This window comes from Corynebacterium sp. UD i78 (assembly GCF_056280545.1).
In genome coordinates this window covers 1,602,110-1,626,595 of the sequence record NZ_JBWCED010000001.1, presented here as the reverse complement: position 1 = coordinate 1,626,595, position 24,486 = coordinate 1,602,110, and the positions used below count along the sequence as shown (strand labels likewise).

The window sequence follows — 24,486 nt, the reverse complement described above, 5'->3', positions numbered from 1 at the left end:
TCCGGGCTCAGCAGTCCAGGACGATGGATTCGCCCGCTGTCGCCGCTGCGGGCCGGGAGCAGCACAGCAGGATCTTCCCGGCGTCGATCTCCCGTTGCCTCAGTCCGCCGTGGTCGTCCATGTCGACCGACCCGGCGAGCTTCTGCACCGCACACGACCCGCAGACACCGTTGCCGCAGTTGGAGCGCAGTGGCACTCCGGCGCGGCGTCCTGCATCCAGGAGTGTCTCACCGGGCGCGACGTCGATGCTGCCGCCGGAGCGGTGGAAGGTGACGGTGCAGCAGCCGGGGGCGGGGTGGGCGACAACCGGGACGTCAGTAACCGGGGCGGGCGTCTGTTCCGGTCCCGGGTCGACGGAGGTGGTGGTCTCATTGAAGGTCTCCTCGTGGAAGGCGTTCCAGGGCACCCCGAGATCGGTGGCGACCCGCCGGGCGGTGGTGAGGTAGCCGGGTGGACCACAGGCGAAGACCCGGCGTCCGCAGGAGTCGTCGGTGAGTTGCTCGACGGTGTCCGGGCAGAGTCTGCCGAAGCTGCCGGGCCAGCCGGGGGCGGAGTCCGGGGTGAGGGTGCCCAGTGACATGCAGAGGGTCAGGCCGGGCGTCCGGTCGGCGAGGTCGCGTAGCTCGGTGGCGAAGGCGAATTCCAGCGGTGTGCGCGCATGGTAGACGACCACGGTGTTCACCGGCCCCGGCAGGGCGGCCAGCGTCCGGACCATCGACAGCACCGGCGTGATGCCGGCACCCGCGGCGAACAACAGATAGCGGGCGCGCCGGTCGACGTCGGGCAGGTGGAAGGAACCGAGCGGTCCCCGGGCCTCCAGGGTGGTCCCGCAGCTGAGCTGCTCGTGGATCCAGCCGGAGACCCTGCCGCCGGGCACCTTCCTGACGCAGACGGTGAAGGTGGACCGGTCACCGTAGACGGACAGGACAGGGGAGGAGGAGACCGAGTAGCACCGGTCGACCGGATCGGCGTCCGGACCGTCGACGGGGACGCCGAGGTGGACGAACTGCCCTGCCCGGTGGGTGAACGGGCGACCGTCGGTCCGACGCAGCACCAGGGTGGACATCGACGGCGTCTCGTCCCTGATCGCCGTGACCTCGACGTCGAACTCCTCGGGCACCGAGGGCGGGGCGATGCCGGCGAAGTCGCGGGCCAGGATCTCCGCGCGTGCACCGGTCGCGGCGTCGGCGGCCCAGGGCATGACGGATCCGGTCGCGTCGAGCCGTTGACGGGGACGCAGGGGAACGCTGTTGACCGGCGGGACCGCGGCCGGGGTGAACTGTTCGACGATGATGCCGTTCATGCCTGCTCCCCGGGATCCAGGTATCGGATCATGTGGTCGGTGTACCAGCTGATGAACGCCTCGACCTGGTCCTCGCTGCGCATGTAGGGGCCCGGCACGTAGCCGGGGGAGGAGACGCCCTGCTGGGCGAGCTGGACGAAGTCGGCGTCCTGCGCATTGGTGTGCCGCCACACGTAGGTGAGCTCGTCGACGTCGTAGTCCTCGCCGGCGACGGCGTCCTCGGCGACGAGCCAGGTGGTGCGGACCAGGGTGCGGTCAGCGCTGACCGGGTAGGCGGCGAAGGTGATGACGTGGTCGGACAGGCCGTGGAACCAGGCGTTCGGCTGGACGTGCAGCGAGGTGCGGCCGAGCCGGAAGTCCGGCAGGTCACCCATGAGCTTCTGGGACAGTCGCGCACCGGTGACGGAGAAGGATTCTCCGGCCTTGTCGAGGGCCTCGCGGGAGATCCGGAACCCGGCGTCGCGGTCGGTGAGATGCTCGACGATGTTCCAGGGCAGGCCGTGGGTGGTGCAGCGGTCGCGGAGGGCGGCGTCGGCGAGCAGGGAGCGGTCCCAGTCGGCGGCGAGCTCCGGCGGGACGGTGTCAGCGGTCAGGCCCCAGGTGGCGAAGAGGGAGCAGGCGAGTTCGGGGTGCCCGCCGCAGTGATAGCACTCCCGGTTGTTCTCCATGGTGAGCTTCCAGTTCCCCTCCTCCATGAGGTCGATCTGGGTGGCGACCTTCGCCGAGGCGATGTCGAACCCGGCGAGGTACGGGGTGACGGTCGCGGCGAGGTCGTCGATGTCGGTGGGAGGCTCGGCGGCGGTGCAGACGAAGACGAGGCCGCAGACCGAGCGGACGTGCGCGGTGCGCAGCGAGAAGCAGGTCCGGTCGAAGGTCTCGCCGGGGGAGGACGCGTGGAGCAGCGTGCCGTCGGTGGCGTAGGTCCAGGAGTGGTAGGCGCAGGTGAGGTGGGCGGTGGCGCCGCGACGGTCGGTCATGACGCGGGCGCCGCGGTGCCGGCAGACGTTGTGGAGGGCGTTCACCTCACCGTCGTCGTCGCGGATGATGATCAGCGAGAGGGGGCCGAATTCAACGGTGACGTAGTCGCCGGGGTCCGGGATCTCCGCCTCGGTGGTGGCGAAGAGCCACTGGGTGCCGAAGATGCCCTGTACGTCGAGGGAGAACAGGCCGGGGTCGGTGTAGAGCGGTGCGTCCAGGGAGGTACGGAGCGGTCTTCGTCGCAGCAGATCGAGCATACGGTCCCGGTGGCCGGGCGCGGCCGGTGCTGTGGTGGCTGTCGTGTGCTGCGCGAGAGTCATGCAGCAAAGGTATAGCCCTCATTCATGGAAATAAATGGCAGATTTATCGACAATATTGTGCGGAATATCCGTATTATCTGGACATGATCGATCACCGCCTCACCGTGCTGCGGACCTTCGCCTCCTGCGGTACCGTCACCGCCGCTGCGGACATCCTCGGCTACTCCCCGTCGGCGGTCTCGGCGCAGCTCCGCGAGTACCAGCGCGCCGTCGGCGTCCCGCTCGTCGCCAGGGAGGGCCGGGGACTGCGGCTGACCTCCGCCGGACGCACCCTCGTGGACCGTTCGGACGCCCTCGTCGCCCTCTGGGAGGACATCCGCGGCGAGGTCCTGGGCGCCACCCCGGGGCAGGAACCCACCACCCTCCGGCTCGGCGGCTTCTCCTCGGCGACCGGCGCCCTGCTGTCCACCGTCGCTGCGCAGCTCCACCGTGACCACCCCGCCCTCGACGTCACCATCACCGAGGCGGAGCCGGACCGCTGCATCGACCTGCTCACCGCTGAACGGCTCGACGTCGCGGTCACGGTCTCCATGCAGGCCGCCCCGGACACCGAGACCTCGCAGATCGAGCAGATCCCGCTGCTCGACGACCCCCTCGACGTGCTCCTCCCCGCCGACCATCCCCTGGCAGGACGCGCCACGGTGCGGCTGGAGGAACTCGCCTCTGACCCGTGGGTGGCCGACCACCCCGGGACCACCTACCGTGCCCTGTTCACCACGGCCTTCACCGCCGCCGGTGCCACACCCCGGGTCGTCCACGAGGTCGCGGACTGGGTGTCCAGTGTCGAGATCGTCTCGCGCGGCCTCGGCATCGGCCTGGTTCCCCGGCTGGTGCAGCTCAGCTCCGATCTGCCGGTCGTCCGGGTGCCGCTGGACGGTCCCTCGGCGCCGCGCCGCCGCGTCCTCGTGATGCTGCGCCGCAGCTCCCGCGCCCACGCCCTGGTGGCGGAGGCGGTCGATCTGCTGCAGCGCACCGCGGAGGACGCAGGGAACGTCACAGGGAACGTCACCGCCTGATCCGCAGGCCCGCCGGATCGTCGACCGGGCCGTCGACGATGACCGCGTCGATGTCTCGGTCGAACCTGCTGATCCGCAGGGTGGTCCCCGGCGCCGCATGCTCCGCGGGCACCCAGGCGGTGCCCACGGTCTGGGCGGTGACATAGCCAGCGTCGGCGCCGGTGACCCAGCCCGTCGCGTCCCCCACCAGAACCGGCGAGCCCGCCTCAGGGGTACCGGCATCGAGCCGGGAGACGAAGGTGACCAGGGACATTCCGCGGGACGGCCGTTCCGCCAGCGCGTCCCGCCCGGTGAAGCGGGTCGGCTTCGCGGCAGGGTCCTCCTTCACTGCGAACCCCAGACCGGCGTCCGCCGGGGTGTTCTCCCGGGTGACGTCCGCGCCCCAGGACACGTAGCCTTTCTCGGTCCGCAGACTGTTGAAGGCGAGGCGTCCGGCGGGGACCAGGCCGTGGGCTGCCCCGGCGGCGGAGACGGCGTCCCACAGCCGCAGTCCGTGGGCGGCGGGGGTGTAGATCTCCCAGCCCAGGTCGCCGACGTAACTGACCCGTTGGATGAGTACCGGGACGCCGGCGATGAACATCTTCCGACCGCGGAAGTACTTCAGGCCGTCATTGCTGATGTCGCCCTCGGCCAGGGGCGTCAGGATGTCCCGGGCGCGCGGCCCCCAGAGCCCGAGACAGCAGGTCGAGGTGGTGATGTCGTCCACGGTCACCGCGCCTCGGCCGGCGGCCTGCTTCCTGAGCCGGGTGACGTCCATCGCGCCGTTGACACCCAGCATGTACTCCTCGTCGCCCAGGCGGGTGACGGTCACGTCCGAGAGGACGCCACCGGCGTCGTCGAGCAGCAGGGAGTAGACCACCGGGAGCGTCCTGCCGACCGGCTTGTCGATGAGGTTGGAGCACTGTTCCTCGAGGAACGCCGTCGCCCCGGTTCCGCGCACCAGGATCCGGGTCAGCGAGGTCATGTCGTAGAGTGCCGCCCGGTTACGGGTTGCCCAGGCCTCGGCGGCGACGACGGGCGACCAGTTGACGCGGCCCCAGGCGTCCTTCCGGGGGACGGCGACGGGAACCGGGTCGTTGACGGATTCCGGGGTGGGTGTTTTCACCGGCCCGGGGACGGCGCGGGCGTCCCGGGTGAGGAAGTCCGGGTCCTCCAGCAGCGCGAGATTCGACTCATGCCACAGCGGACGCTCCCACCCGTTGTGCTCGGCGAACACTGCCCCGGCCTGTTCCATGCGCAGGTGGAAGGGGCTGGTCTTCAGTCCGCGGGTCACCGCGGTGGACTGGTGCGGGAAGTGGACGTCGTAGACCTCGTCGTAGTTCTCCGCCGCGCGACCCCGGATCCACCCGTCGGAGAGCAGCGCCGGGTCGAAGCGGGTGTGGTCCAGCTCGTGGGTGTCGATGCCGGGATCCCCGGTCAGCATCCAGTCCGCCATGACCTGGGCGACGCCGGCGGACTGGGTCACCCACACTGCCTGGGCACACCAGAACCCGTCGACGTGCGGTGACGGGCCGAGCATCGGGCCGCCGTCCGGAGTGAAGGAGAAGACCCCGTTGAACTCGTCCTCGAGTTCCAGGTCCTTCACCGCCGGGAGGATGCGTCCCATCTCCTCGCGGGTGAACGCGAAGTCCTCCGGAGTGAACTGACGCTTCGCCGGGTGCTCCCCGGTGGCGAGCATGTGGGCGGTGTCGGTGAGGTCGGCCGGGTCCAGCGGCAGCGGACGGTGCTCGTAGGCGCCGATGCCGATCCGGTCACCGAACTCGCGGAAGTAGATGCCGGCACCCTGGTGTCGGACGATGGGCAGGGACGGCTCCTCCGCCCGCAGCGGTGTGCCGTCCTTGCGGGTCCCGGGCAGGTCAGGGACCGGACCGGTCCACGCGAAGCCGTGCTCCATCGGGTGCATCGGCACGCGCAGGCCACCGGCCTTCGCCAGCGGGTAACCCCAGATGCCACCACAGGTGACGACGACATCGGCGGGGATCGTGCGGGGCGCCTCGTGGGCGTCACCGGAATCTCCTGCGTCCTCCACGACGACGCCGGTGACCCTGTTGTCCTCCGTGAGCACCTCCGTGACGCGGGTGAGGCCGAGGACGGTCGCTCCGCCGGCCTCGGCGCGCCGGGCCTGGAACTCGACGGCCAGGGCAGAGTGGACCGCGGCATCGGTGGGAGAGTGGAGCGCCCCGAGGATGAGGTCGGTGTTCAGCCCCGGCCACAGTTCGGCGACCCGCTCCGGGCCGACGAGTTCGGCGGGCACTCCCCAGGAACGGGCGAAACCGAGGCGTCGCTTCAACTCGGTGAGCTGGGTGTCCGTGGTGGCGATCTCCAGTCCGCCGACGCGGTTCAGCAATGGTGCGCCGTCGAGTTCCAGTCCGTCGAGCTTGTCCAGGGTGCGCTGGGCCAGCAGGCTCATCACCCGGGAGGCGTTGGTCTGGAAGACGAAGCCGGGCGCGTGGGAGGAGGACCCGCCGGTGGCGTAGAGCGGCCCCTGGTCGATGAGGGTGACACCGGTGGCGCCCCGGAGAACGAGTTCATCGGCGAGAGCGGCGCCGACAACGCCGGCACCGACGATGACGATGCGGTCGGAGGGGGAGACGGTGCTGGGGAGGACGGACATCGGAGGGCTCCTCGTGGTGGTGCGGCAGATGGTGTCGGGTTGCGTGATACGCAACAGGATGCGTACCGTGCGGGCATGGCAAGTCAGTCAGTGCAGTCAGTCGACCGGGCCGTTGCGGCACTTGACCTTCTGGCGTCCCGCGGGCAGGCGGGGACGGGGGAGATCGCGGAACATCTGGGGGTGCACAAGTCCAGTGCCACCCGCCTGCTCACGACCCTTGCCGACCATGACCTCGTCGACCAGGACGGTGCGGGCGGACAGTGGCGGCTGGGATTCGGACTGCTGCGTCTGGCCGGTGCGGTGGCGGACCGCGCCGGGTTCTCCGGTGCCGCGCAGCTGCTCTGCGACCGGGTCGCGGAGGCAACCGGCGAGACCGCCAACGTCGCCGTCCTCGACGGTATCTTCGCCGTCAACGTCACCCAGGCCGTCGGTGCCGGACTGCTCTCCCCGCACCACTACCTGGGGCGCAGGACGCCAGGTCATGCCACCAGTTCCGGAAAACTGCTCCTCGCGCTGTCCGACGGGGGCGCTGCGAAGGACGCCACCCGTGAACTGGAGGCGTACACCGACCGGACCATCGTGACCGCAGACGCTCTCGCCGCGGAACTTGACCGGGTACGGGCGCAGGGCTGGGCGAGTTCGGATGAAGAGTGGGAGGACCACATCACGGCGGTCGCGGTGCCGCTGCGACTGCCCGACAGTTCCCTTGAGGCCGTGCTGACGGTCACCGGCCCGAATCATCGGCTGGTCCCGGAGAGTTTCGCCGAGGTGGCGGGACAGCTCGCGGGACTGGCGTCCTCGGTCGGTCGCTGGCGCTGAACCGGCGACGGCCGGAATCTGGCGGGGTCGAACAGTGAGATCCCGTGGTCGGTCCGGCCGTCCACGGCCAGGTCGGCGAGGATCTCGCCGATGACCGGGACGAACTTGAAGCCGTGGCCGCTGAAGCCGCAGGCCACGATGACCTGCGGGTGGTCAGGGTGAGGACCGACGACGAAATGTTCGTCCGGGGTCACCGAGTACAGGCAGGTCTTCGCCTGGACTACCGGGCCGGTGAGGCCGGGGAACAGTTCGACGGCGCGAGCCCGCATCTCGTCGATCTCATGGGAGTGGACCTCCCGGTCGATGGTGTCCGCGGTGGTGGGGGTTCCCTTCCGGAAGAAGCCGAGTTTGAACCCGCCGTCGGGGCCGTCGGTGGCGGGGAAGCCGTAGATCTGGTCGTTTCCGTTGGTCTCCTCGATGTAGACGGGGTGGTTCTCCTCGCTCCAGCTCTCGAAGGGGACCTCGGCGGTGCAGTCGGGGGAGAACCAGTAGAAGAGCATCCGGTCGATCTGCAGCGGAAGGTCCAGCTCGGGCAGCATCACCGGGGCCCAGGCGCCGGGGGAGACGATGAGCTTGTCGGTGGTGTAGGTGGCTTTGTCGGTGGTGACCTCCACCCCGGCAGTCACACTGCCGTCACCGGTGGTGCGCCAGGAGAGCACCTTCTCGTGGAAGTGGAGGGTGGCGCCCTTCTTCGCGGCGACCTCGGCATTGGCGATGGTGGTCTCCTCGGGGCGGACGTAGCCGGCGTTCGCCTCATAGAGGCCGAGGGCGTTGTCGGCGGGGTCCATGGTGGGGAAGCGCTCCCGGATCTCCCCGGCGGTGAGGATCTCGTGGTCGAGGCCGTGCAGTTCGGAGGCGAGCCTCGAACCGGCGAAGGTCACACTGTCCGGGTCCCCGATGTAGATCCCGCCGCAGAGCTGCATGATGTCCCGCCCGGACTCTTCCTCGAGTTTCCGGAAGAGTTCGTAGGACCGACGGAGCAGGGGGACGTAGTCCGGACTCTCGAAGTAGGACTGGCGGATGATCCTGGTCCCGCCGTGAGCCGCGCCCTGGTCGTGGCCGGGTTCGAAAGCCTCGATGCCGAGGACGTTGACACCGCGTTCGGCCAGGGCGTTGGCGGCCGCGCCACCCATGGAGCCGGTGCCGAGAATGATGACGTCGAAGTGCTGCATGGCGTGGTCTCCTCCGGATCGTGCCGTGGAATCTGACGGTGACATGTTGCGTATTATGCAACTGCGTCTGTTATACGCAACACGCTAAGTGTCGTCCGGAGAGCGTGCAAGAGCTGCGGAGGCACTGCGTCCACATTTCACACAGGTGTTACCTCCGCTGGACCACCCACGGTGCGTCGCCGTGTCCTCCCTGGATGGCGCAGACGGTCGGATGGTCGTTGTGGACCGGCGCCCGGTCCGGGTCCGTGCTCTGCGGCGGGATCCAGTCGACGCGGAGCCCGCTGATCCGGGTCGCCGTAGCCAGCCTCACCTTCGCCTCCCGTCTGGTGATGTTGAAGATCCGACTGATGATGCGGGCCCGCCGTGCCGGAATGTCCGACATGGCGTCCTCATGGGCGGTGACGAAGGAGGTATCTGCCGGTGGCAGCTTCTCGCGGGACGCCTCCATCCGCTTCGCTGCATGGGTGCGGTTGTACTGGTTCATCCGGGCCCGCGTGTCCGCGCCGTGCCCGACAACCGCTTCCACCGCAGCAACGAGTGCATCCAGTGCGGTCTGGAGGTCGACCACGCTGCCGACCGGGGGGGGGCGGGGCTCGGGGATGTCCCAACCGTTGTCGTCGTCCATGGTCGCTCCTCCCGATCATGTGATGCACTACGGAGACCAGAGACATGTTCTTTCAGTGAGGATAACTCTATGCTTCGAACATGTGATCGCCAAGGGGTGATCATGGGGGAGTTGTCGCAGAGCCCCCGCGGACCGTGCGCGGTACACTCCGGGCATGTCCGCGAACAGCAAGAACGCCCCGACCACCGGTGCCGACGAAGCCGTCGACTCGCCGCTGAAGCTCGACAAGAAGGCCTACGAGAAGCGGCTGGAGGATCTCCAGGCGCAACTCGTGGAGATGCAGCAGTGGGTCCGCGAGACCGGCGCCCGCGTAGTGATCATCATGGAGGGACGCGACGCCGCGGGAAAGGGCTCCGCGATCAAGCGCATCACCCAGTACCTCAACCCGCGGTACTGCCGGGTTGAGGCGCTGCCGACGCCCACCTCCCGCGAACAGGGGCAGTGGTACTTCCAGCGCTACGTGGAGAAACTCCCCACCGCCGGCGAGATCGTGATCTTCGACCGCTCCTGGTACAACCGGGCCGGCGTCGAGCGCGTGATGGGATTCTGCACCACCGCGCAGTACCGGAGGTTCCTGCACCAGGCTCCCGTGTTCGAGCGGATGCTCGTCGAGGATGGCATCATGCTGCGCAAGTACTGGTTCTCGGTCTCCGACGACGAGCAGATCCGCCGGTTCACTTCACGGCGTGAGGATCCGCTGCGTCAGTGGAAGCTCTCCCCGATGGACCTGCAGTCCATCACCCGGTGGGAGGACTACTCACGCGCGAAGGATGAGATGTTCGCCCACACGGACACCGTGACCGCCCCCTGGTACACGGTGGAGAGTGAGGACAAGAAGCGCTCGCGTATCAACGTCATCAACCACATCCTCGAGTCGGTCCCCTGGGAGAAGGTCGAGAACAATCCCCCGAAGATCCCCGCCCGCCCCGAAGGGGACTCGACCTACGAGCGCCCTCCGCGCACCGAGTTCCGCTACGTCCCCGACGTCGCCGGAGACCTGGAGAAGTCCAGGGTCGAGGCGAAGAAGAACAAGAAGAACAAGAAGAACAAGAAGAAGTAGCCGTCCCTACTCCGGGTACAGGGACTCGATCTCGTAGCCGAAGTGCTCGGCGATGACCTTGCGCCGCAGCTTCAGCGACGGGGTGATCTCCTGGCGCTCCACCGCGAGGTCGCGCGGGAGGATCCTGTAGGTCTTGATCTGCTCCCACCGGTTCAGCGTGGCGTTGAGCTCGTCGACGTAGCCGCCGACCAACCCGTGGACCTGCGGCGAAGCGACGATCTCCTTGTAACTGCCGCTGATCCCGGCCTTCTCCGCCCACCCGGTGATCGCGGCCTCGTCAAGGGTGATCAGCGCACTGACGTACTTCCGGTTGTTGCCGATGACGACCATCTGGCTGGCCACCGGGCACAGGCCGCGGAACGTTGACTCGATGAGGGCGGGGGCGACGTACTTACCGTTCGAGGTCTTGAACAGTTCCTTCTTGCGGTCGGTGATGCGCACCCGACCCTGGTCGTCGATCTCGGCGATGTCACCGGTGCGGAAGAAGCCGTCCTCGGTGAAGACCTCGGCGGTGGCCTCCGGATTGTTGTGGTAGCCGTCCATGATCGAGGGGCCGCGCAGCAGCAGCTCGCCGTCACTGTCCACCTTCGCCTCGATACCGTTGAGGGGGCGCCCCACGTAGCCGGTGCGGTACTGCGTGGGCTGGGTCAGGCAGGTGCCGGCACTGGACTCGGTGAGACCGTAGCCCTCGAGCACCGGCATACCGACCGCGCCGAACCAGCGACCGATCTCGGGGTTCAGTGCGGCGGAGCCGGAGATGAAGAAGCGGGCGCGACCGCCGAAGCGCTCCCGGACCTTGGACAGGACGATCCTGTCGCCGAGCTTCGCCTGCCAGCGGGTGAAGGCGCTCGCGTGTCCGACCCCGTGGTCCGCGTCGAAGACGGTGCCGCCCTTCTCCACCGCCCACCGGTACAGCTTCTCGGTGACGCCGCCCTTGTCGACCATGGCCGCCTCGACGCCGTTGTAGGCCTTCTCGAAGACGCGTGGGGCGGACGCCATGAATGTCGGCTTCACTTCCGCAAGGTTGTCGACGATCCTCTCGATCCGGCCGTCGACGGCGGTCTCGAATCCGAAATGCAGTGGCAGCACCATGAACAGCTTGCCCATGACGTGCGCCAGTGGCAGCCACAGGAACTGTTTGTCGTCGATGGTCAGGAGTTCGTCGCCGGCGGCCCTCGAGGTGGCCTCGGCGGTGTACGCCTCGAAGACCCACACCCGGTGAGGCAGTCGGACGCCCTTGGGACGCCCGGTGGTTCCCGAGGTGTAGATCAGGGTGGCCAGATGCTCCATCGTCGTGGCGTCCACCCGCTCGTCGACGAGGGCGGGGTTATCGCGCAGCGCGAGGACGCCACGGTGGCGCAGGTCGATCATGGTGAGCACCCAGGAGGTGTCGGTGCCCTCGGGGATGCGGCCGGTCATCAGGACGACGTGCTCGACCTTGGGCAGCTGGTCGCGCAGGTCGGAGACCTTGGCGAGTTGCTCGGCGTCCTCCACGAAGACGACCTTCGCATCGGAATCGTCGAGGATGAACTGCACGTCGTCGGCGATGCTGGTGGGATAGACGGTGACGGTGGCCGCCGAGGCGTCCATGATCCCGTAGTTGGCCAGGACCCACTCGAAGCGGGTGGTGCTGGCGATGGCGACGCGGTCCTCGGGCTGTACATCGAGCGTGATGAGACCTGCGCCGACCTCTGCCGCCTGGATGCCGAGCTGTTCCCAGCTGACGACGTCCCAGGTGCCGTCCCCGGTCGGGAAACTGTAGGCGCGACGGTCCGGCGTGGCGGCGACGCGACGACGGAGCATATGGCCGACGGACTGCACGGCGGGGTCGAGTTCGACGGTCGAGGTGCTGGAACTGGCGGTGGTCATCATGGGTCCCTTCATGGGGCTCGGGCCGGGCGTCCGGCGCTGGTGATGTGCCTCACTGTAGCAAACAAAACATGATGCAGCGCACAGGTTTCCGACATTCACCTCAAGATGCCGAACTGCCGTTCATTCCACTGCTCCGGTGACCTGTGTCACCATGGGGCCATGACTGAATCTGACATCACTGTCGCCGTCCTCGGCACCGGCGCCGGCACCACCGGCGTCATCACCCTGGACCGGCCCCGCGCCCTCAATGCCCTGAACCTCGCCATGATCCGTGGCATCGCCGCCGCCCTCGAACGCTTCGCCACGGATGACGGCATCCGGCAGGTTCTCATCCGGTCGGCGTCCCCGAGGGCCTTCTGCTCGGGCGGGGACGTGCGCTCGGTGCGGGAGAGTGACCTGGCGGGGGATCGGGAGCAGGGGGACGCGTTCTTCCTCGAGGAGTACGACGTCAACCATGCGATCGCCACCTTCCCCAAGCCCGTCATCGTCCTGCTCGACGGGATCACCATGGGCGGCGGCATGGGGGTGTCCATGCATGCGACGCACCGCGTCATCACCCCGAAGACCTGGGCGTCGATGCCGGAGGCGGCCATCGGGTTCATCACCGACGTCGGTATCTCCCACGTCTTCACCCACCTGCCGACGCAGTCGGAGGAGGGGAGCCCTTCCCTGGAACTCGGACTGTGGCTCGCCGCGACCGCCTACCGACTGACCGCAGGTGATCTGCTGTGGACCGGGCTGGCCACCCACCTGGTGGCTGACGCCGACACCTTCGCCGACCTGCTTTTCGCCGAGGGTGCGGACGCGGCCTTCGCCAGCGCGGTCCACGGGTCGGAGTACCCGGAGTCTGCACTGTCGGACATGGCAGGACGCATCGTCGAGATCATGGGCGGTCTCCAGTGGCAGGAGATCGCCACCCGCCTTCAGGACGACACCGATGCCACCGCGTCGCTGACCCGGGAACTCCTGGCACCGGCGAGCCCGAGCTCCCTGGAGGCGATGGCCGCGCTGCTGGAGTACTCGTCGCGGCACACCCTGCGCGAAGCGCTGGACGCGGAGTTCGCCCTGGGCTGCCGTGCCCGGCAACTGCCAGATTTCGCGGAAGGTGTGCGGGCAGTGCTCGTCGACAAGACGAAGGACGCCGCCTTCGTCCCCGCGACACTGGCGGAGATCGGAGACGGCGTCCGTGCGGAGATCCGGGCTGTGCTCGATGAGCTGCCGGAGCGCTGAGCTTCCGAGGTGCTAGGCGGCGCCCTTCTCGGAGAGCTGGGTGACGATCCGGGGATCGAGGTGCCGGGCCAGGTAGGCCCGCCAGGCCATCCGCAGCAGCCAGGTCAGGATGAAGCCGGCGAGGAGGGTGACCAGGCCGCCGACGATGTCGAGCAGGTAATGGTTCGCGGTACCCATCACCACGAAGTAGGTGAGGACCGGGTACAGGGCGCCGAGGACGCGCACGATGTGGTTCTTCGTGTACATCACGATGACGATGCCGCAGAAGGTCGCCCAGGCACAGTGCAGTGACGGCATGGCAGCGAACTGATTCGAGATGTTGTCCGAGGCCGGGGTGCCGGACTCCGGCCACCAGCCCCACGAGCCGGTCTTCGCCATGATGTCGACGAAACCTTCGTTGCCGAACATCCGCGGCGGCGCGGTCGGCAGGGTGTAGAAGCCGACGAGGGCCAGGCAGGTGGTGAGGATCAGGACGGTGCTGGTGAAGCGGTAGTGACGGTGGTGCTTCACATAGAGCCAGACCAGCGTTCCCGGTGTCACGACGAAGTGGAGCGACGCATAGACCACTGCGCATACCGCCGCCACCGAGGGCGTGTTGTCCAGGAAGGTGTTGAGTCCACGCTCCCAGGCCAGACCGAGCTTGTCCTCGACGTCGAGGATCCACTGGCCGTTGGAGAAGGCCTTCTCCTCGACATCGTGGACGCCGTTGCGGATCAGCGAGTACACGGCGTAGATGCCGTAGATCATCGCGATCTCGAACCACCAGCGCGGCTTGACGAGGTAGTTGAGAATCCGGACGGGCAGGCCGCTGAGACGGACCGAGGAGGTGACCGACGCAGTCCCGTCAGTCGCTGCCCGGTCGGTCACGTCGACGGCGCTGTCTTCGCCGACATTTCTCATGGTTGTCACTACGGGGCTTCCTCCTCCACGTGGACGGCCCGCGACGAGGAGGCGTGCGGAACCGATCAATATACCCCGTGCACTTTACGGCAGTCGGGCCGACATATCCAGTACGCCGGATATTCATGTTCCCTAGTCAACGGGGTTCGTCAGTCTTGGTGACTTGCATTCACCCCAGTGGTTCCGGACGCGCGGGACGCGGTGGCGGGGACCGTCGACGGCCCCTCGACCCTTTCGCGCGCCTGAGTCTCACGCTGCACCTTCAGCCACACCGCGAAGCCCCAGATGACGAACGCGGCGTACACGAGGTAGAGCACTGCGCTGGGGTAGTAGCCCGCCGAGAACAACAGAGGGACGCCGACCAGGTCGACGGCGATCCAGATGAGCCAGAACTCGGTCCAGCCGCGGGCCATGCCGAGGGTGGCGAGCAGGGAGCCGGTGAAGATCCAGGCATCCGACCAGGGGCCCCAGGAACCGAGGGTCGAGAAGATCCAGGCGAAACCGCAGGTGCCGACCACGGCGACGACGAGCATGAACAGCCGTTCCTTCGCCGAAGCCCAGTGCGGTTGGACGGCCTCGTAGGTGGTGGCCGGCTCGGTGACGATGGAGCGGGAGGGGTCGGTCTGCTCCGGTTCCCGCATCCCGGCCGTCTTCGCCTTCTGCCACTGGTACCAGCCGTAGGTGCTGACGATGAGGAACATGACCTGGCGTCCGGCCTGTCCGTAGAGGTCCAGGTCCTGGGGGGTGTGGAAGACACCGCCGAGGAAAACGGTGAACAGCAGGACATTGCCGATGATGCCGACCGGCCAGGCCCAGACGACGCGGCGCATGCCGCCGACCGCTGAGGCGATGCCGAAGCCGTTGCCGATGATCTCACGCCAGAGGATGGCGGTGTCGCCGATGGTCCACTGTGCGTCGAGTAATGAGGTGAACAATGATCCGGACATGAGGTGTCCAGCCTTTCTCTCCCGTCCGGACTGTGACCGTCGGCTCCGGAATCACACCGGATCTGCTGGACCCACCTGGTGGAGGTGGCGCTCGCGGGCTTTCACCGCCGGTGGGGAATTCCACCCCGCCCTGAGAATCTGTACGGGTGGTTACGTTACACCGTCCGGTGGGGCGCGTCAGTGAAAGAACCGGGCAGAAAGAAAGGCCCGGACAGAAGAAACCGGGGGAGCGGCTCTCTCCGCTCCCCCGGTCAGGATCGTCCGTGGTGCCTGCTACCCGCCGAAGCCGGTGCGCAGCAGCCGGAAATTACGGTCGAGCCGGGAGGACGCGTCCTGTGCATCGTCCTCGCCGAGCCATGCCCAGGGCGGCATCTGCGAGCAGCTGCCGGCGACGGTTTCGCGTCGGGTGGGCTCCACTGCCAGGGCTCCGGCAGCCAGCGAGGAGAGGAGCAGCATCGCCATACCCTGCCGGGTCAACCCGTGTCCGGGACGACCGTAGAGGGTCTCCAGCAGTCCGTCGGCGACGTGCTGGACCAGTGCCTTGTCCCGTGAACCGGTGGTCATGTGGAGCTGCTCACCGATGGTCATGAGGTTGAGCAGGGAACCGGGGTTCTCCGGGTCGTCCTCCGGGTGGCTGCCGCCGCCGATACGGTCACCGATGAGACGGTGCATGGTGTCCAGCGGGTGTTCACCCTCGGGAGCCAGCTCCACCTGGTGACACCATTCGTTGAAGGTGTCCTCGATGAAGAGGAGCAGGGCGTCTTCGCGACGCGGGAAGTAGTTGTGGAAGGTCCGGGTGGACACTCCCGCCTTCTCCGCGATCGCGGCGACAGTCATGTTCTCGGTGCCCTCGGCGAGAAGCAGTTCGGCGGCGGCCCGGGACAGCGCACGTCGGGTCTCCTCCTTCTTCTGCTCCCGGAGTGACAGCACGGGTTCATGAGTCTTTTCAGACACCGGTCTCGGCCTTTTCCTTCTTGTCCTCGTCCTTGCCTCCGAGGATCGCGTCAGCGTCCTCACCGGTGAGGCCCTCGCCCTCGACGTCCACCTTCGGCAGGATCTTGTCCAGCCACTTCGGCAGCGTCCAGGCGCGGTCACCGAGCAGGAACAGGGTGGCCGGGACGATGGTCATGCGGACGATGAAGGCGTCGAAGAAGACGGCCAGGGCCAGGGCGGAGCCCATCACCTTGATCAGTGCCTCATCCATGAGGATGAACGCGGAGAACACGGACATCATGATCAGCGCGGCGGCAGTGACCACGCGGGCACCGTGCTTGAAGCCGTTGGAGACGGCGTTGCCCGCGGTCTTACCGTGGACGTAGCCCTCGCGCATACGGGTCACCAGGAACACCTGGTAGTCCATCGCGAGTCCGAAGACGATACCGATCAGCATGATCGGCAGGAAGGACAGCAGCGGCTGCGGGTCGTCGGTGATGCCGAACCAGCCCTCCTGCCAGATGCCGACGGTGACACCGAAGGTGGCTGCCACCGACAGGGCGAAGCCGAGGGCCGCGATCAGCGGCACCCACAGCGAGCGGAAGACGATCATCAGCAGGATGAACGCCAGCACCACCACGATGGCGATGTAGGGGATGAGCACCTCCGACAGGCGGTCGGAGATGTCGTCGTAGATGGCGGTGACACCGGTGACGGCGAAGGAGGCGCCGGTGTTGTCGGAGTAGGTCTCCTCCAGGGTGCGGAGGTCCTCCAGGGTTTCGCTGGTCACCTCGTCGGTCGCCCCGGTGGTCGGGGTGATGAGGATCTGCGCGTAGCTGGCGTCGTCGGTCATCTGGGTGAGCTGGGCGTGCTTGACGCCGTCGAGCTTGTTGATCTCGGTGACGGCCTCGGAGAAGGACGCCTGAGCGGTCTCGGCGTCCTGGCCGTTGCCGTCCACGAGGGCGATGAGCGGGGCGTTGCGTCCCGCTCCGAAGTCCTCGTCGATCCACTCGTAGGCGGTGCGCTGCGGGCTGCCGACGTTGGCGGTGCCGTCGGTGGGCATGGCCAGGCGCATGTTCAGCACGGGGATGGTGAGCAGGAGCAGGGCGATGACGGACGCGCCGAGGAAGACGATCGGGCGCTTACGGACCTGGCGGACCCACTTGAGGCCCATGGTCGGCTTCTCGCTCTCGGGGTCCGGGGCCTTGACCCACGGGGCACGGGCGGCGAAGACCTTGGTTCCCACGGCGCCGAGGACGGCCGGCAGGAAGGTGAGTGCCACGAGGACGGCGATGGCGACGGTGAGTGCTGCGGCCAGGGCCATCGCGGTGAGGAACGGGATGTTGATGATGGAGAGCGCGGCGAGGGCGATGAGCACCGTCAGGCCGGCGAAGACCACGGCGGAGCCGGCCTTGCCGACCGCGAGTCCGGCGAGGTGTGCCCGCTCGTGGGTCGAGAGTTCCTTGAACTTGGCGGCGAGGTCCTTCGGTTCGAGGTCCTCGCCCTTGACCTTGGCGATGAGTTCGTTGCGGAATCTCGAGACGATGAACAGGGCGTAGTCGATACCGACGGCCAGGCCGATCATCGTGGCCAGGGTCGGGGTGGTCGAGTTGATCGTGTCGGTCAGGCCGGTACCGGCATAGATGAGCAGCATTCCGGTGCCTACGCCGACGATGGCGGAGAGCAGTGGCAGGCCCGCGGCGACGAACGAGCCGAAGGTCACGATGAGGACTACGGCAGCGACGGCCATACCGATGAGCTCGGACGAGCCGCCGACCTCCATGGTCTGGAAGGCGTTGCCGTTGTAGGCGATGTCCAGGTTGTCGGTCTTGTCGGAGTCGATGAGTTCCGTGACAGCGTCGACATCTTCGGTGCTGATGTCCTGCATGTTGTCCGCGTTGAGCGTGACCGTGAACGTACCTGTCCGACCGTCCTCGCTGACCGGGGAGAGGTCGGCGAGGTCGGCGTCGATCGCGGCGGTGATCTCCTCGTCACTCAGGCCCTGGGCCTTGAGTTGCGGGGTCTTCGCCTCGGTGAGCTGCTGTTCCATGGCGGCGGCAGCGGTCACCGGGTCGACGATCCCGTCGGTGTCCTTGAGCTTGTCGCTGCCCTGCAGGTCGGCGATGAGCGCGTCCAGGTCGGCCTTGACGTCCGTGTCCTCGAGGGACTGCCCCTCGGGGGCACGGACGACGACGGTTCCGGTGGGCGCCTCGAGGGAGTCGTCCCCGCCGAAGATCTCCATGACCTTGTCATTGGTCTCCAGTGACTCGAGGCCTGGGATGGTCATCGACTCGGAGGTGTTCTTCATCAGGCCGGCGGCGGCGGAGCCGGCACCGACGAGAATCAGGATCCAGACGGCGATGAACCGCCATCGGTGAAGGTATGCGGATCGTCCGATCCGGTAGAGGAATTTAGCCATGCCGGAGATTCTTGCACATCGGGTGCAATCTTGCACATCGAGTGCATGGATATGAGAGTAGTGCTGTATGGACCTTCGGAGAACCCTGGCAACGGCAGTCGGCCTGTAGGCTGTCCTGCGTGCTGCACGTGATGTCCTACGCCCTGGTCGACACCCTCAACGTCCTGTTGATCGGTGTGATCGTCGCCGTCGGCGTCATGCTGCCGGTCGCTTCCGGCGGCAGGCACGACAGGCACGACAGGCACGACAGGCACGACAGGCACGGTGGCCGTCGCGGCGACTACGCGCGTATCGCCACCTTACTGGTCTTCGGTGACTGGCTCGGGGTCCTCGTGCTCGCCCTGCTCTCCCTGCTGGTCTTCGACGGGATCGGGGACGCGGTGTCCACCTTCGTCGACTCCCCGGTCTTCGGTATCCTGCTCGTCGCCACCGGCTGGTTCATCGGCATGATGGCTCTGCTGGGGAAGGGGGACAGTTCCGCTCTCGTCGAGCGGATTCTGGGACCGCTCCGTACGCCGACCCTGGCGACGCTCGGTACCGGTGTCGTCCTCGGCCTGGTCCAGTCCGCGACCTCCGGCCCCTTCTTCGCCGGCATCCTGGTGATGAGCGCCGGGGACTTCAGTGCCGCGACCCGGTACATCGGCATGATCGGCTATGCCGGTGTCGCACTGAGCCTGCCGTTCATTACGGCGCTGGCGGTCGGCTATGTCCGGGTGCGCCCGGCGTCCTGGGTGGGACGCCAGTTCGAGCGGATGAGGCAGAACAGTGTCGCGGTGGCCCGGACCGCCGGTGTGCTGGCCGCCGTGATGCTCATGGCACTCGGTGCAGCACATTTTCTGTGACATGTTTCACCGGGGCTTGGTCGGGGGTAGACCGATAAGTTAGCCTCACCTGTCGTGAGTGATGTTGCTGTAGTCACCGGCGCTGCCGGAGGTATGGGGACCGCAGTCGCGAGACTGCTCCTCGACCGTACTGACCGACCGTCCACCCTGATTCTCACCGACCGTGACCCGGGGGCCCTCGCCTCCGCCGTCGGCAACCTCCCGGATTTCGCCGATATCCGTACCGTGACCTGTGATGTCTCCGACGAAGACGCGGTCACCGCCCTGTTTGCCGCCGCCGCTGAGGCAGGTCGGGTCACCCGTGTCGTCCACGGTGCCGGCGTCCTCGGTCCCGGTGTCTCCGTCGCCGAGACAGGGACCGACGATTTCGACCACGTCTTCGCCGTCAATGCCCGCGGTACCTTCCTCGTCACCCGGGCCGCCGCGCGCGTCATGACGGTGCAGGGACGGCAGCGGGAGAACGCACTGACCGACCGGGCGATCACCGTCATCGCCTCCAACGCCGCCGGCATCCCCCGCCACGGCATGGGTGTCTACGCCGCCTCCAAGGCCGCCGCCTCCGCCGTGACCCGCAGTCTCGGACTCGAGGTCGCGGCCGAGGGGATCCGCTGCAATGTCGTGAACCCGGGGTCCACCGATACCGCCATGCAGCGCGACTACTGGGGCGACGACCCGGTCGCCGGTAAAGCCCGCGTCCTCGGTGGCGACCTCGCCACCGCCCGGCTGGGCATCCCGCTCGGCCGTATCGCCACCGCCGACGACGTCGCCGAAGTCGTCGTCTTCCTCTCCTCTCCGGAGGCGCGGCACGTCGTGCTCCAGGAGATATACGTCGACGGAGGAGCCACTCTCCATGCCTGATCCGTTGTTGAAGCCCCTCGCACCTTCACGCCGCGGCGACTTCTCGTTCCGCCGGGGCACCACCGGAATCCACGTCCCCTCGGGACACCTCAGCCCGATCGCGGAGTGGGAACCCGGACGTACCGTCGTCGGCGCCCTGCCCTTCGACCACCGCACCGGCACCGGTGACCGGCTCTACGCCACCGACGTGCCGCTGACGCCCGGCACCCTCGCCGTCGGGGTAGGCCCGGAGTTCACCGGTGGCGGCGTCCACCCGGTCGCCGTCGACCCGGGAGTGGAGGACGCCTACACCGGCGCCGTCCGGTCCGCCCTCGACACCCTGGTGCAGGCGAACGACCTCGACAAGGTCGTCCTGGGCCGCGCCGTACGTGCCACCCTGGATGAACGCCCCGAGTGGGAGTCCCTGCTGCGCCGGCTGACCGCCCGTAACCGCAACGCCTGGGTCTTCTCCGTCCCGCTCGGCGGGGCGCAGGCCTTCCTCGGTGCCAGCCCCGAACTGCTGATCTCCCGTCGCGGTGACCGGATCATCAGCCACCCGCTGGCCGGTTCCGTGCCGCGCAGCAGTGACCTGGTGGAAGACCGTCGTCGTGCCAGGGGGCTCACCGGCTCGCCGAAGGACCACTACGAGCACGCCTTCGTCGTCGACATGATCGCCGAGACCCTCGCACCGTGGTGTGCGGAGCTCCAGGTCCCGGACCAGCCGGAACTGCTGCCCACCGACAAGATGTGGCACCTCGGCACCCGGATCACCGGTCGAATCAAGGATCCTTCGGCCGAGGGGGCGGACGCCCTCTCCCTGGCGCGTCTGCTGCACCCCACTCCTGCGGTCGCCGGCGTCCCCACCCGTGACGCCATGGACCGGATCCACGATCTCGAGTCCGCCGACCGCCGCTACTTCGCCGGGACCGCCGGCTGGTGCGACGCCGACGGCGACGGCGACTGGGTCGTCTCCATCCGTGCCGCCGAGTTTGACGGCGACCGCGTGACCGCCTGGGCCGGTGCCGGCATCGTCGACGGCTCCGACCCGGACTCCGAGTACACCGAGACCGGCGCGAAACTGCGCACCATCCTCGAAGGGCTGGGCATCGTCCCGGCGAAGGAGCTCATCCATGGCCACTGAACTGCCTGACCTCATCTCCTACGACCTGCCGGACGCCTGGCCGGAGCCGGTCGTCGACTGGACCCCCGACCCCTCGCGCTGCGCGCTGCTGGTCCACGACATGCAGCGGCACTTCCTGCGCCCCTTCGACCCGGCGTCCGAGCCGCTGTCCAGTCTCATCCCGAACACCGGGCGGCTCATTGCCCGGGCTCGGGCCGCGGGGATCCCGGTCTTCTACACGGCCCAGCCCTCCGACCAGCCGGTGGAGAAGCGCGCCCTGCTCAACGACTGGTGGGGTCCAGGACTCACCGGCAACCCCGAAGGAGCGCAGATCATCGACGAGGTCGCCCCGGTCGAGGGCGACCGCATCCTCACCAAGTGGCGCTATTCCGCCTACGCCTACAGTGACTTCGATGAGCAACTCGCCGACCTGGGCCGTGACCAGCTGGTCATCACCGGCGTCTACGCCTCCATCGGCTGCTCGGTGACCGCGGTCGAGTCCTTCATGGGCGGGGTGCAGCCCTTCCTCGTCGCCGACGCCCTCGGCGACTTCTCCGGTACCGAGCATCGACTCGCCCTGCAGTGGACCGGTCGCCGCGCCGGCGTGGTGCTTGACACGGCCTCCGTGCTGCGGCACTGGGCTGACTAGGCGGCGCTGACTAGGCTGGACCGGGTGCTGATCACCTTCACCTGGGCCGCTCCCACCGACATGCCCGGGGTGGACCGCGTCCACCTCCACGTCACCGGTGTCCACGATCACCATGATCCGGACTTCCACCGGATGGTGCGTGTCGGAGACCGGTGGGAGGCCTCGGTGGAGGTGCCTGAGGATCTCGTGGGGTCCTACCGGATCATGCCGGTGACCTGCGAGCTGGCCGCACAACTCGACGCCGAACCAGATTCCCGCGTCCGCTGGATGACGGTGGTCCGCCAGACCGTGACGCATGTGCTCGACCATCTGGCGTGGCATCCCGCCGACTGGTCTGAGGGCTTCGGGAAGGCGTCCGGCAGGCTCGTCATGCCGGAGGCACCGGAGCAGTGCGGCTGGGACCCAGCTGACCGTCCGGAGTGGCAGGCCGCCTCCCTCGACGGCCGCCCCCTGTGGTCCGCCGACCTGACTGACGCGGAGTATGTCCTGGTCCTCAGTGACGGCCGGAACTGGGCGGCGACCGCCCTGCCTGCCGCGTTGCGCCGTCTTCACGCTGCAGGTCGCCTGCCGCGGACCGGAGTAGTCGCCGTCGATACCTTCGAGGAACGCTATGAGCTGCTCACCCGCTCCACGGAGTACCGGGAGCTCATCGCCGACCGGGTGATCCCGTGGGCGTGGGAGCAGGTCGGTGCAGCCCATGATCCGACCGTCCGGGCGCAGCGCACGGTCATCTCCGGAGAGAGCCTCGGCGGACTGTCGGCGGTGGACCTCGTCCTCACCCGGCCGGATGCCGTGGCAAATGCGGTGAGCACCTCTGGCTCCTTCTGGTACCCCGCCTGGGACTCGGGTCAGGCAGGGGGAGAGGTCGCCGCGGAGATCCGGGAGCGTACCGCTGCCGGCACCCTGCCGGAGGGTATCCGCGTCCACCTCAGTGCCGGGACGGGTGAGGGACGCCCGGGCGCGGGCGGCACCACCATGGCCGACCACACCCGTGCGGTGCAGCAGGCTCTGCTGGACGCCGGTGTGCCCGCGACCTGCGAGATCTCCACCCACGGTCACGAGATGGCGGGGTGGACCGGGGCGCTGACCCGCGGGCTGGTGGAGCTGCTGGGGAACTCCTAGTCAGCGACCAGGGGCTCCATGGTGAGTTCCGGGTGCTCCTTCTCCACGAAGGCGAGCTTCCACTTGTCGCCGAACAGGGCGATGAGCTCGCCGTCGGTGCGGGTGAAGATCTCCACACCGCGCTGGCGTCCCAGCTCCGGGGCGCTGGCGGCGTCGGTACGCCGGGCAACCTGGTACGGGATCGGCTCGGTGACGGTCTCGACGTTGTACTCGCCGAGCATCCGGGCCTGCATGACCTCGAACTGCATCGGTCCGACCGCGGCCATCACCGGGTTCGCGTCACCGCGGGCGTCATTGCGCAGGATCTGCACCACGCCCTCGGAATCGAGCTGGTCGAGGGCCTTACGGAACTGCTTGTACTTGCCGAGCGTCTTCGCCCGCAGCGTCCGGAAGCTCTCCGGGGCGAACTGCGGCATCGGCCGGAACTGGACGCGGCGTCCCGCGTAGATCGTGTCACCGGGGGCCAGTGCGCCGGCGTTGACCAGGCCGACGATGTCGCCGGGCCAGGCGTCCTCGACGGTGGTGCGGTCGCGGCCGAAGACAGTCAGCGCGTACTTCGTGGAGAAGGTGCGGCCCGACTGTGCGTGAGTGACCTGCATACCGCGCTCGAAGCGTCCGGAGACGACGCGCATGAAGGCGAGCTTGTCGCGGTGGTGGGTGTCCATGCCGGCCTGGACCTTGAAGACCACGCCGGAGAACGCCTCGTCCACGGCACGGATCTTCTCCACCGCGGCACCGCCGGAGGACGCCGCGGCCTCGACGGCTTTCGGGTCGGACTCGCGGGCACCGGGCTCGGGGGCAAGGGCGCACAGTGTGTCCAGGATCTGGTGGACGCCGAAATTCAGCATCGCGGAGGCGAAGATCAGCGGAGAGGTGGTGCAGTCGAGGAAGAGTTCCTGGTCGTGCACCGCACCGTCGGCGGCGAGCAATTCGGCCTCCTCGGCGGCGGTGTCCCACGTGTTCTCCTCCTTCTCCGAGGCCTCGGCGGGGGAGTAGTGCTCCTCCGGGGCGATGGAGGATCCACCGGCGGTGCGCAGGAAGCGGATGTACTCCTCCGGCTCGCCGTCGGCGGTGAGCTTCGCCAGGCCGCGGAAGTCTCCGGCCTCGCCGACCGGCCAGTACAGCGGGGTCGGCTGCAGACCGATCTCGGTGACGATCTCGTCGACGAGCTCCAGCGGCTCCTTGCCGGGCCGGTCCCACTTGTTGATCACCGTGATGATCGGCAGACCACGGGCCTTGCACACCCGGAACAGTTTCAGGGTCTGCGGCTCGAGGCCCTTGGCACCGTCGACAAGCATGACCGCGGCGTCCACGGCGGTGAGCACGCGGTAGGTGTCCTCGGAGAAGTCGGCGTGGCCGGGGGTGTCGACGAGGTTGATCATGTACGGCTCGCCGGTGTGGCCCTCGGGCGAGTACTCGAACTGCAGTGCGGAGGAGGCGACCGAGATACCGCGGTCCTTCTCCATCTCCATCCAGTCGGAGACCGTGGACTTGCGTCCCGCCTTGCCGTGGACTGCGCCGGCCTCGTTGATGACGTGCGCGTGCAGGGCCAGGGCCTCGGTCAGCGTCGACTTACCGGCGTCGGGGTGGGCGATGACGGCGAAGGTGCGGCGGCGGTGCGCCTCGGCGGCGGCGGTGGACGGGCTGGCGGAACTGGCGGTATCTGACACGGCTGATCATCCTACCCGGTCAGTGCCCGGTCACCGGT

20 protein-coding genes and 1 riboswitch are annotated in these 24,486 nt (G+C 68.0%); of the genes, 9 read left to right on the top strand and 11 right to left on the bottom strand.

Annotated features, from left to right (window positions below; genetic code table 11):
* Positions 1-7 precede the first annotated feature (7 nt).
* Both ACZ9GM_RS07680 and ACZ9GM_RS07675 read right to left on the bottom strand, forming a co-directional pair.
* Positions 8-1,303 (bottom strand): flavin reductase family protein, encoded by a 1,296-nt coding sequence (locus tag ACZ9GM_RS07680; protein ID WP_291473323.1) that lies wholly within the window; start codon positions 1,301-1,303, stop codon positions 8-10.
* Entirely contained in the window at positions 1,300-2,601 is a 1,302-nt protein-coding gene (locus tag ACZ9GM_RS07675) for an aromatic ring-hydroxylating oxygenase subunit alpha (RefSeq protein ID WP_291473324.1), read from the bottom strand. The genes ACZ9GM_RS07680 and ACZ9GM_RS07675 overlap by 4 nt, the downstream gene beginning before the upstream one ends.
* A gap of 83 nt (positions 2,602-2,684) precedes the next feature.
* Between ACZ9GM_RS07675 and ACZ9GM_RS07670 the strand changes: the two genes are divergently transcribed.
* A complete protein-coding gene (locus ACZ9GM_RS07670; protein WP_476037536.1) occupies positions 2,685-3,617 on the top strand; it encodes a LysR family transcriptional regulator in 933 nt (310 codons plus the stop codon).
* On the opposite strand, the gene ACZ9GM_RS07665 is transcribed toward ACZ9GM_RS07670, so the two are convergent.
* On the bottom strand, positions 3,607-6,231 hold the full coding sequence (locus ACZ9GM_RS07665) for a GcvT family protein (RefSeq protein WP_476037535.1): 2,625 nt from the start codon (positions 6,229-6,231) through the stop codon (positions 3,607-3,609). The two genes, ACZ9GM_RS07670 and ACZ9GM_RS07665, sit on opposite strands and share 11 nt — an antisense overlap.
* A 75-nt stretch (positions 6,232-6,306) precedes the next feature.
* Between ACZ9GM_RS07665 and ACZ9GM_RS07660 the strand changes: the two genes are divergently transcribed.
* Positions 6,307-7,050, top strand: coding sequence for an IclR family transcriptional regulator (locus tag ACZ9GM_RS07660; protein ID WP_476037534.1), 744 nt, complete (start codon positions 6,307-6,309; stop codon positions 7,048-7,050).
* Here ACZ9GM_RS07660 and solA read toward each other — a convergent pair.
* The gene (solA, locus tag ACZ9GM_RS07655) at positions 6,969-8,222 is read right to left on the bottom strand and encodes an N-methyl-L-tryptophan oxidase (protein ID WP_291473332.1); all 1,254 of its coding nucleotides are present in this window, start codon (positions 8,220-8,222) and stop codon (positions 6,969-6,971) included. The two genes, ACZ9GM_RS07660 and solA, sit on opposite strands and share 82 nt — an antisense overlap.
* 148 nt (positions 8,223-8,370) lie before the next feature.
* Positions 8,371-8,847, bottom strand: coding sequence for a hypothetical protein (locus ACZ9GM_RS07650; RefSeq protein ID WP_476037533.1), 477 nt, complete (start codon positions 8,845-8,847; stop codon positions 8,371-8,373).
* A 154-nt stretch (positions 8,848-9,001) separates the two neighbouring features.
* On the opposite strand from ACZ9GM_RS07650, the gene ppk2 reads away from it, so the two are divergent.
* Positions 9,002-9,907 (top strand): polyphosphate kinase 2, encoded by a 906-nt coding sequence (ppk2, locus tag ACZ9GM_RS07645; RefSeq protein ID WP_476037532.1) that lies wholly within the window; start codon positions 9,002-9,004, stop codon positions 9,905-9,907.
* A 6-nt stretch (positions 9,908-9,913) separates the two neighbouring features.
* Here ppk2 and ACZ9GM_RS07640 read toward each other — a convergent pair whose 3' ends face one another.
* Positions 9,914-11,779 carry an AMP-dependent synthetase/ligase gene (locus tag ACZ9GM_RS07640; protein ID WP_476037531.1) on the bottom strand — a complete coding sequence of 622 codons (1,866 nt, stop codon included), beginning with the start codon at positions 11,777-11,779 and terminating at the stop codon, positions 9,914-9,916.
* A 159-nt stretch (positions 11,780-11,938) separates the two neighbouring features.
* On the opposite strand from ACZ9GM_RS07640, the gene ACZ9GM_RS07635 reads away from it, so the two are divergent.
* Positions 11,939-13,009, top strand: coding sequence for an enoyl-CoA hydratase/isomerase family protein (locus tag ACZ9GM_RS07635; RefSeq protein ID WP_476037530.1), 1,071 nt, complete (start codon positions 11,939-11,941; stop codon positions 13,007-13,009).
* Positions 13,010-13,021: 12 nt separating this feature from the next.
* Here ACZ9GM_RS07635 and ACZ9GM_RS07630 read toward each other — a convergent pair whose 3' ends face one another.
* The 4 genes from ACZ9GM_RS07630 to ACZ9GM_RS07615 form a co-directional block, all read right to left on the bottom strand.
* Positions 13,022-13,909, bottom strand: coding sequence for a phosphatase PAP2 family protein (locus ACZ9GM_RS07630; RefSeq protein WP_291473060.1), 888 nt, complete (start codon positions 13,907-13,909; stop codon positions 13,022-13,024).
* 149 nt (positions 13,910-14,058) lie between these two features.
* Positions 14,059-14,856 (bottom strand): nicotinamide mononucleotide transporter family protein, encoded by a 798-nt coding sequence (locus tag ACZ9GM_RS07625; protein ID WP_476037529.1) that lies wholly within the window; start codon positions 14,854-14,856, stop codon positions 14,059-14,061.
* A 9-nt stretch (positions 14,857-14,865) separates the two neighbouring features.
* Positions 14,866-14,998, bottom strand: a riboswitch (FMN riboswitch).
* Between the two features lie 131 nt (positions 14,999-15,129).
* Entirely contained in the window at positions 15,130-15,786 is a 657-nt protein-coding gene (locus ACZ9GM_RS07620) for a TetR/AcrR family transcriptional regulator (protein ID WP_476038327.1), read from the bottom strand.
* 16 nt (positions 15,787-15,802) lie between these two features.
* Positions 15,803-18,208 carry an MMPL family transporter gene (locus tag ACZ9GM_RS07615; protein ID WP_476037528.1) on the bottom strand — a complete coding sequence of 802 codons (2,406 nt, stop codon included), beginning with the start codon at positions 18,206-18,208 and terminating at the stop codon, positions 15,803-15,805.
* Positions 18,209-18,327: 119 nt separating this feature from the next.
* Between ACZ9GM_RS07615 and ACZ9GM_RS07610 the strand changes: the two genes are divergently transcribed.
* From ACZ9GM_RS07610 to ACZ9GM_RS07590, 5 genes are read left to right on the top strand one after another with little or no spacing between them, the layout of a single operon-like run.
* Complete coding sequence (locus tag ACZ9GM_RS07610; protein ID WP_476037527.1) at positions 18,328-19,050, top strand: hypothetical protein; 723 nt, start codon at positions 18,328-18,330, stop codon at positions 19,048-19,050.
* Between the two features lie 54 nt (positions 19,051-19,104).
* Positions 19,105-19,908: an SDR family oxidoreductase gene (locus ACZ9GM_RS07605; RefSeq protein ID WP_476037526.1), complete on the top strand. Its 804-nt coding sequence runs from the start codon at positions 19,105-19,107 to the stop codon at positions 19,906-19,908.
* Positions 19,901-21,028 (top strand): isochorismate synthase, encoded by a 1,128-nt coding sequence (locus ACZ9GM_RS07600; RefSeq protein ID WP_476037525.1) that lies wholly within the window; start codon positions 19,901-19,903, stop codon positions 21,026-21,028. The genes ACZ9GM_RS07605 and ACZ9GM_RS07600 overlap by 8 nt, the downstream gene beginning before the upstream one ends.
* Positions 21,018-21,656 carry an isochorismatase family protein gene (locus tag ACZ9GM_RS07595; RefSeq protein ID WP_291473052.1) on the top strand — a complete coding sequence of 213 codons (639 nt, stop codon included), beginning with the start codon at positions 21,018-21,020 and terminating at the stop codon, positions 21,654-21,656. The genes ACZ9GM_RS07600 and ACZ9GM_RS07595 overlap by 11 nt, the downstream gene beginning before the upstream one ends.
* 24 nt (positions 21,657-21,680) lie before the next feature.
* The gene (locus ACZ9GM_RS07590) at positions 21,681-22,778 is read left to right on the top strand and encodes an alpha/beta hydrolase-fold protein (protein WP_476037524.1); all 1,098 of its coding nucleotides are present in this window, start codon (positions 21,681-21,683) and stop codon (positions 22,776-22,778) included.
* On the opposite strand, the gene ACZ9GM_RS07585 is transcribed toward ACZ9GM_RS07590, so the two are convergent.
* Positions 22,775-24,448: a peptide chain release factor 3 gene (locus tag ACZ9GM_RS07585; protein WP_476037523.1), complete on the bottom strand. Its 1,674-nt coding sequence runs from the start codon at positions 24,446-24,448 to the stop codon at positions 22,775-22,777. The two genes, ACZ9GM_RS07590 and ACZ9GM_RS07585, sit on opposite strands and share 4 nt — an antisense overlap.
* Between the last annotated feature and the right edge of the window lie 38 nt (positions 24,449-24,486).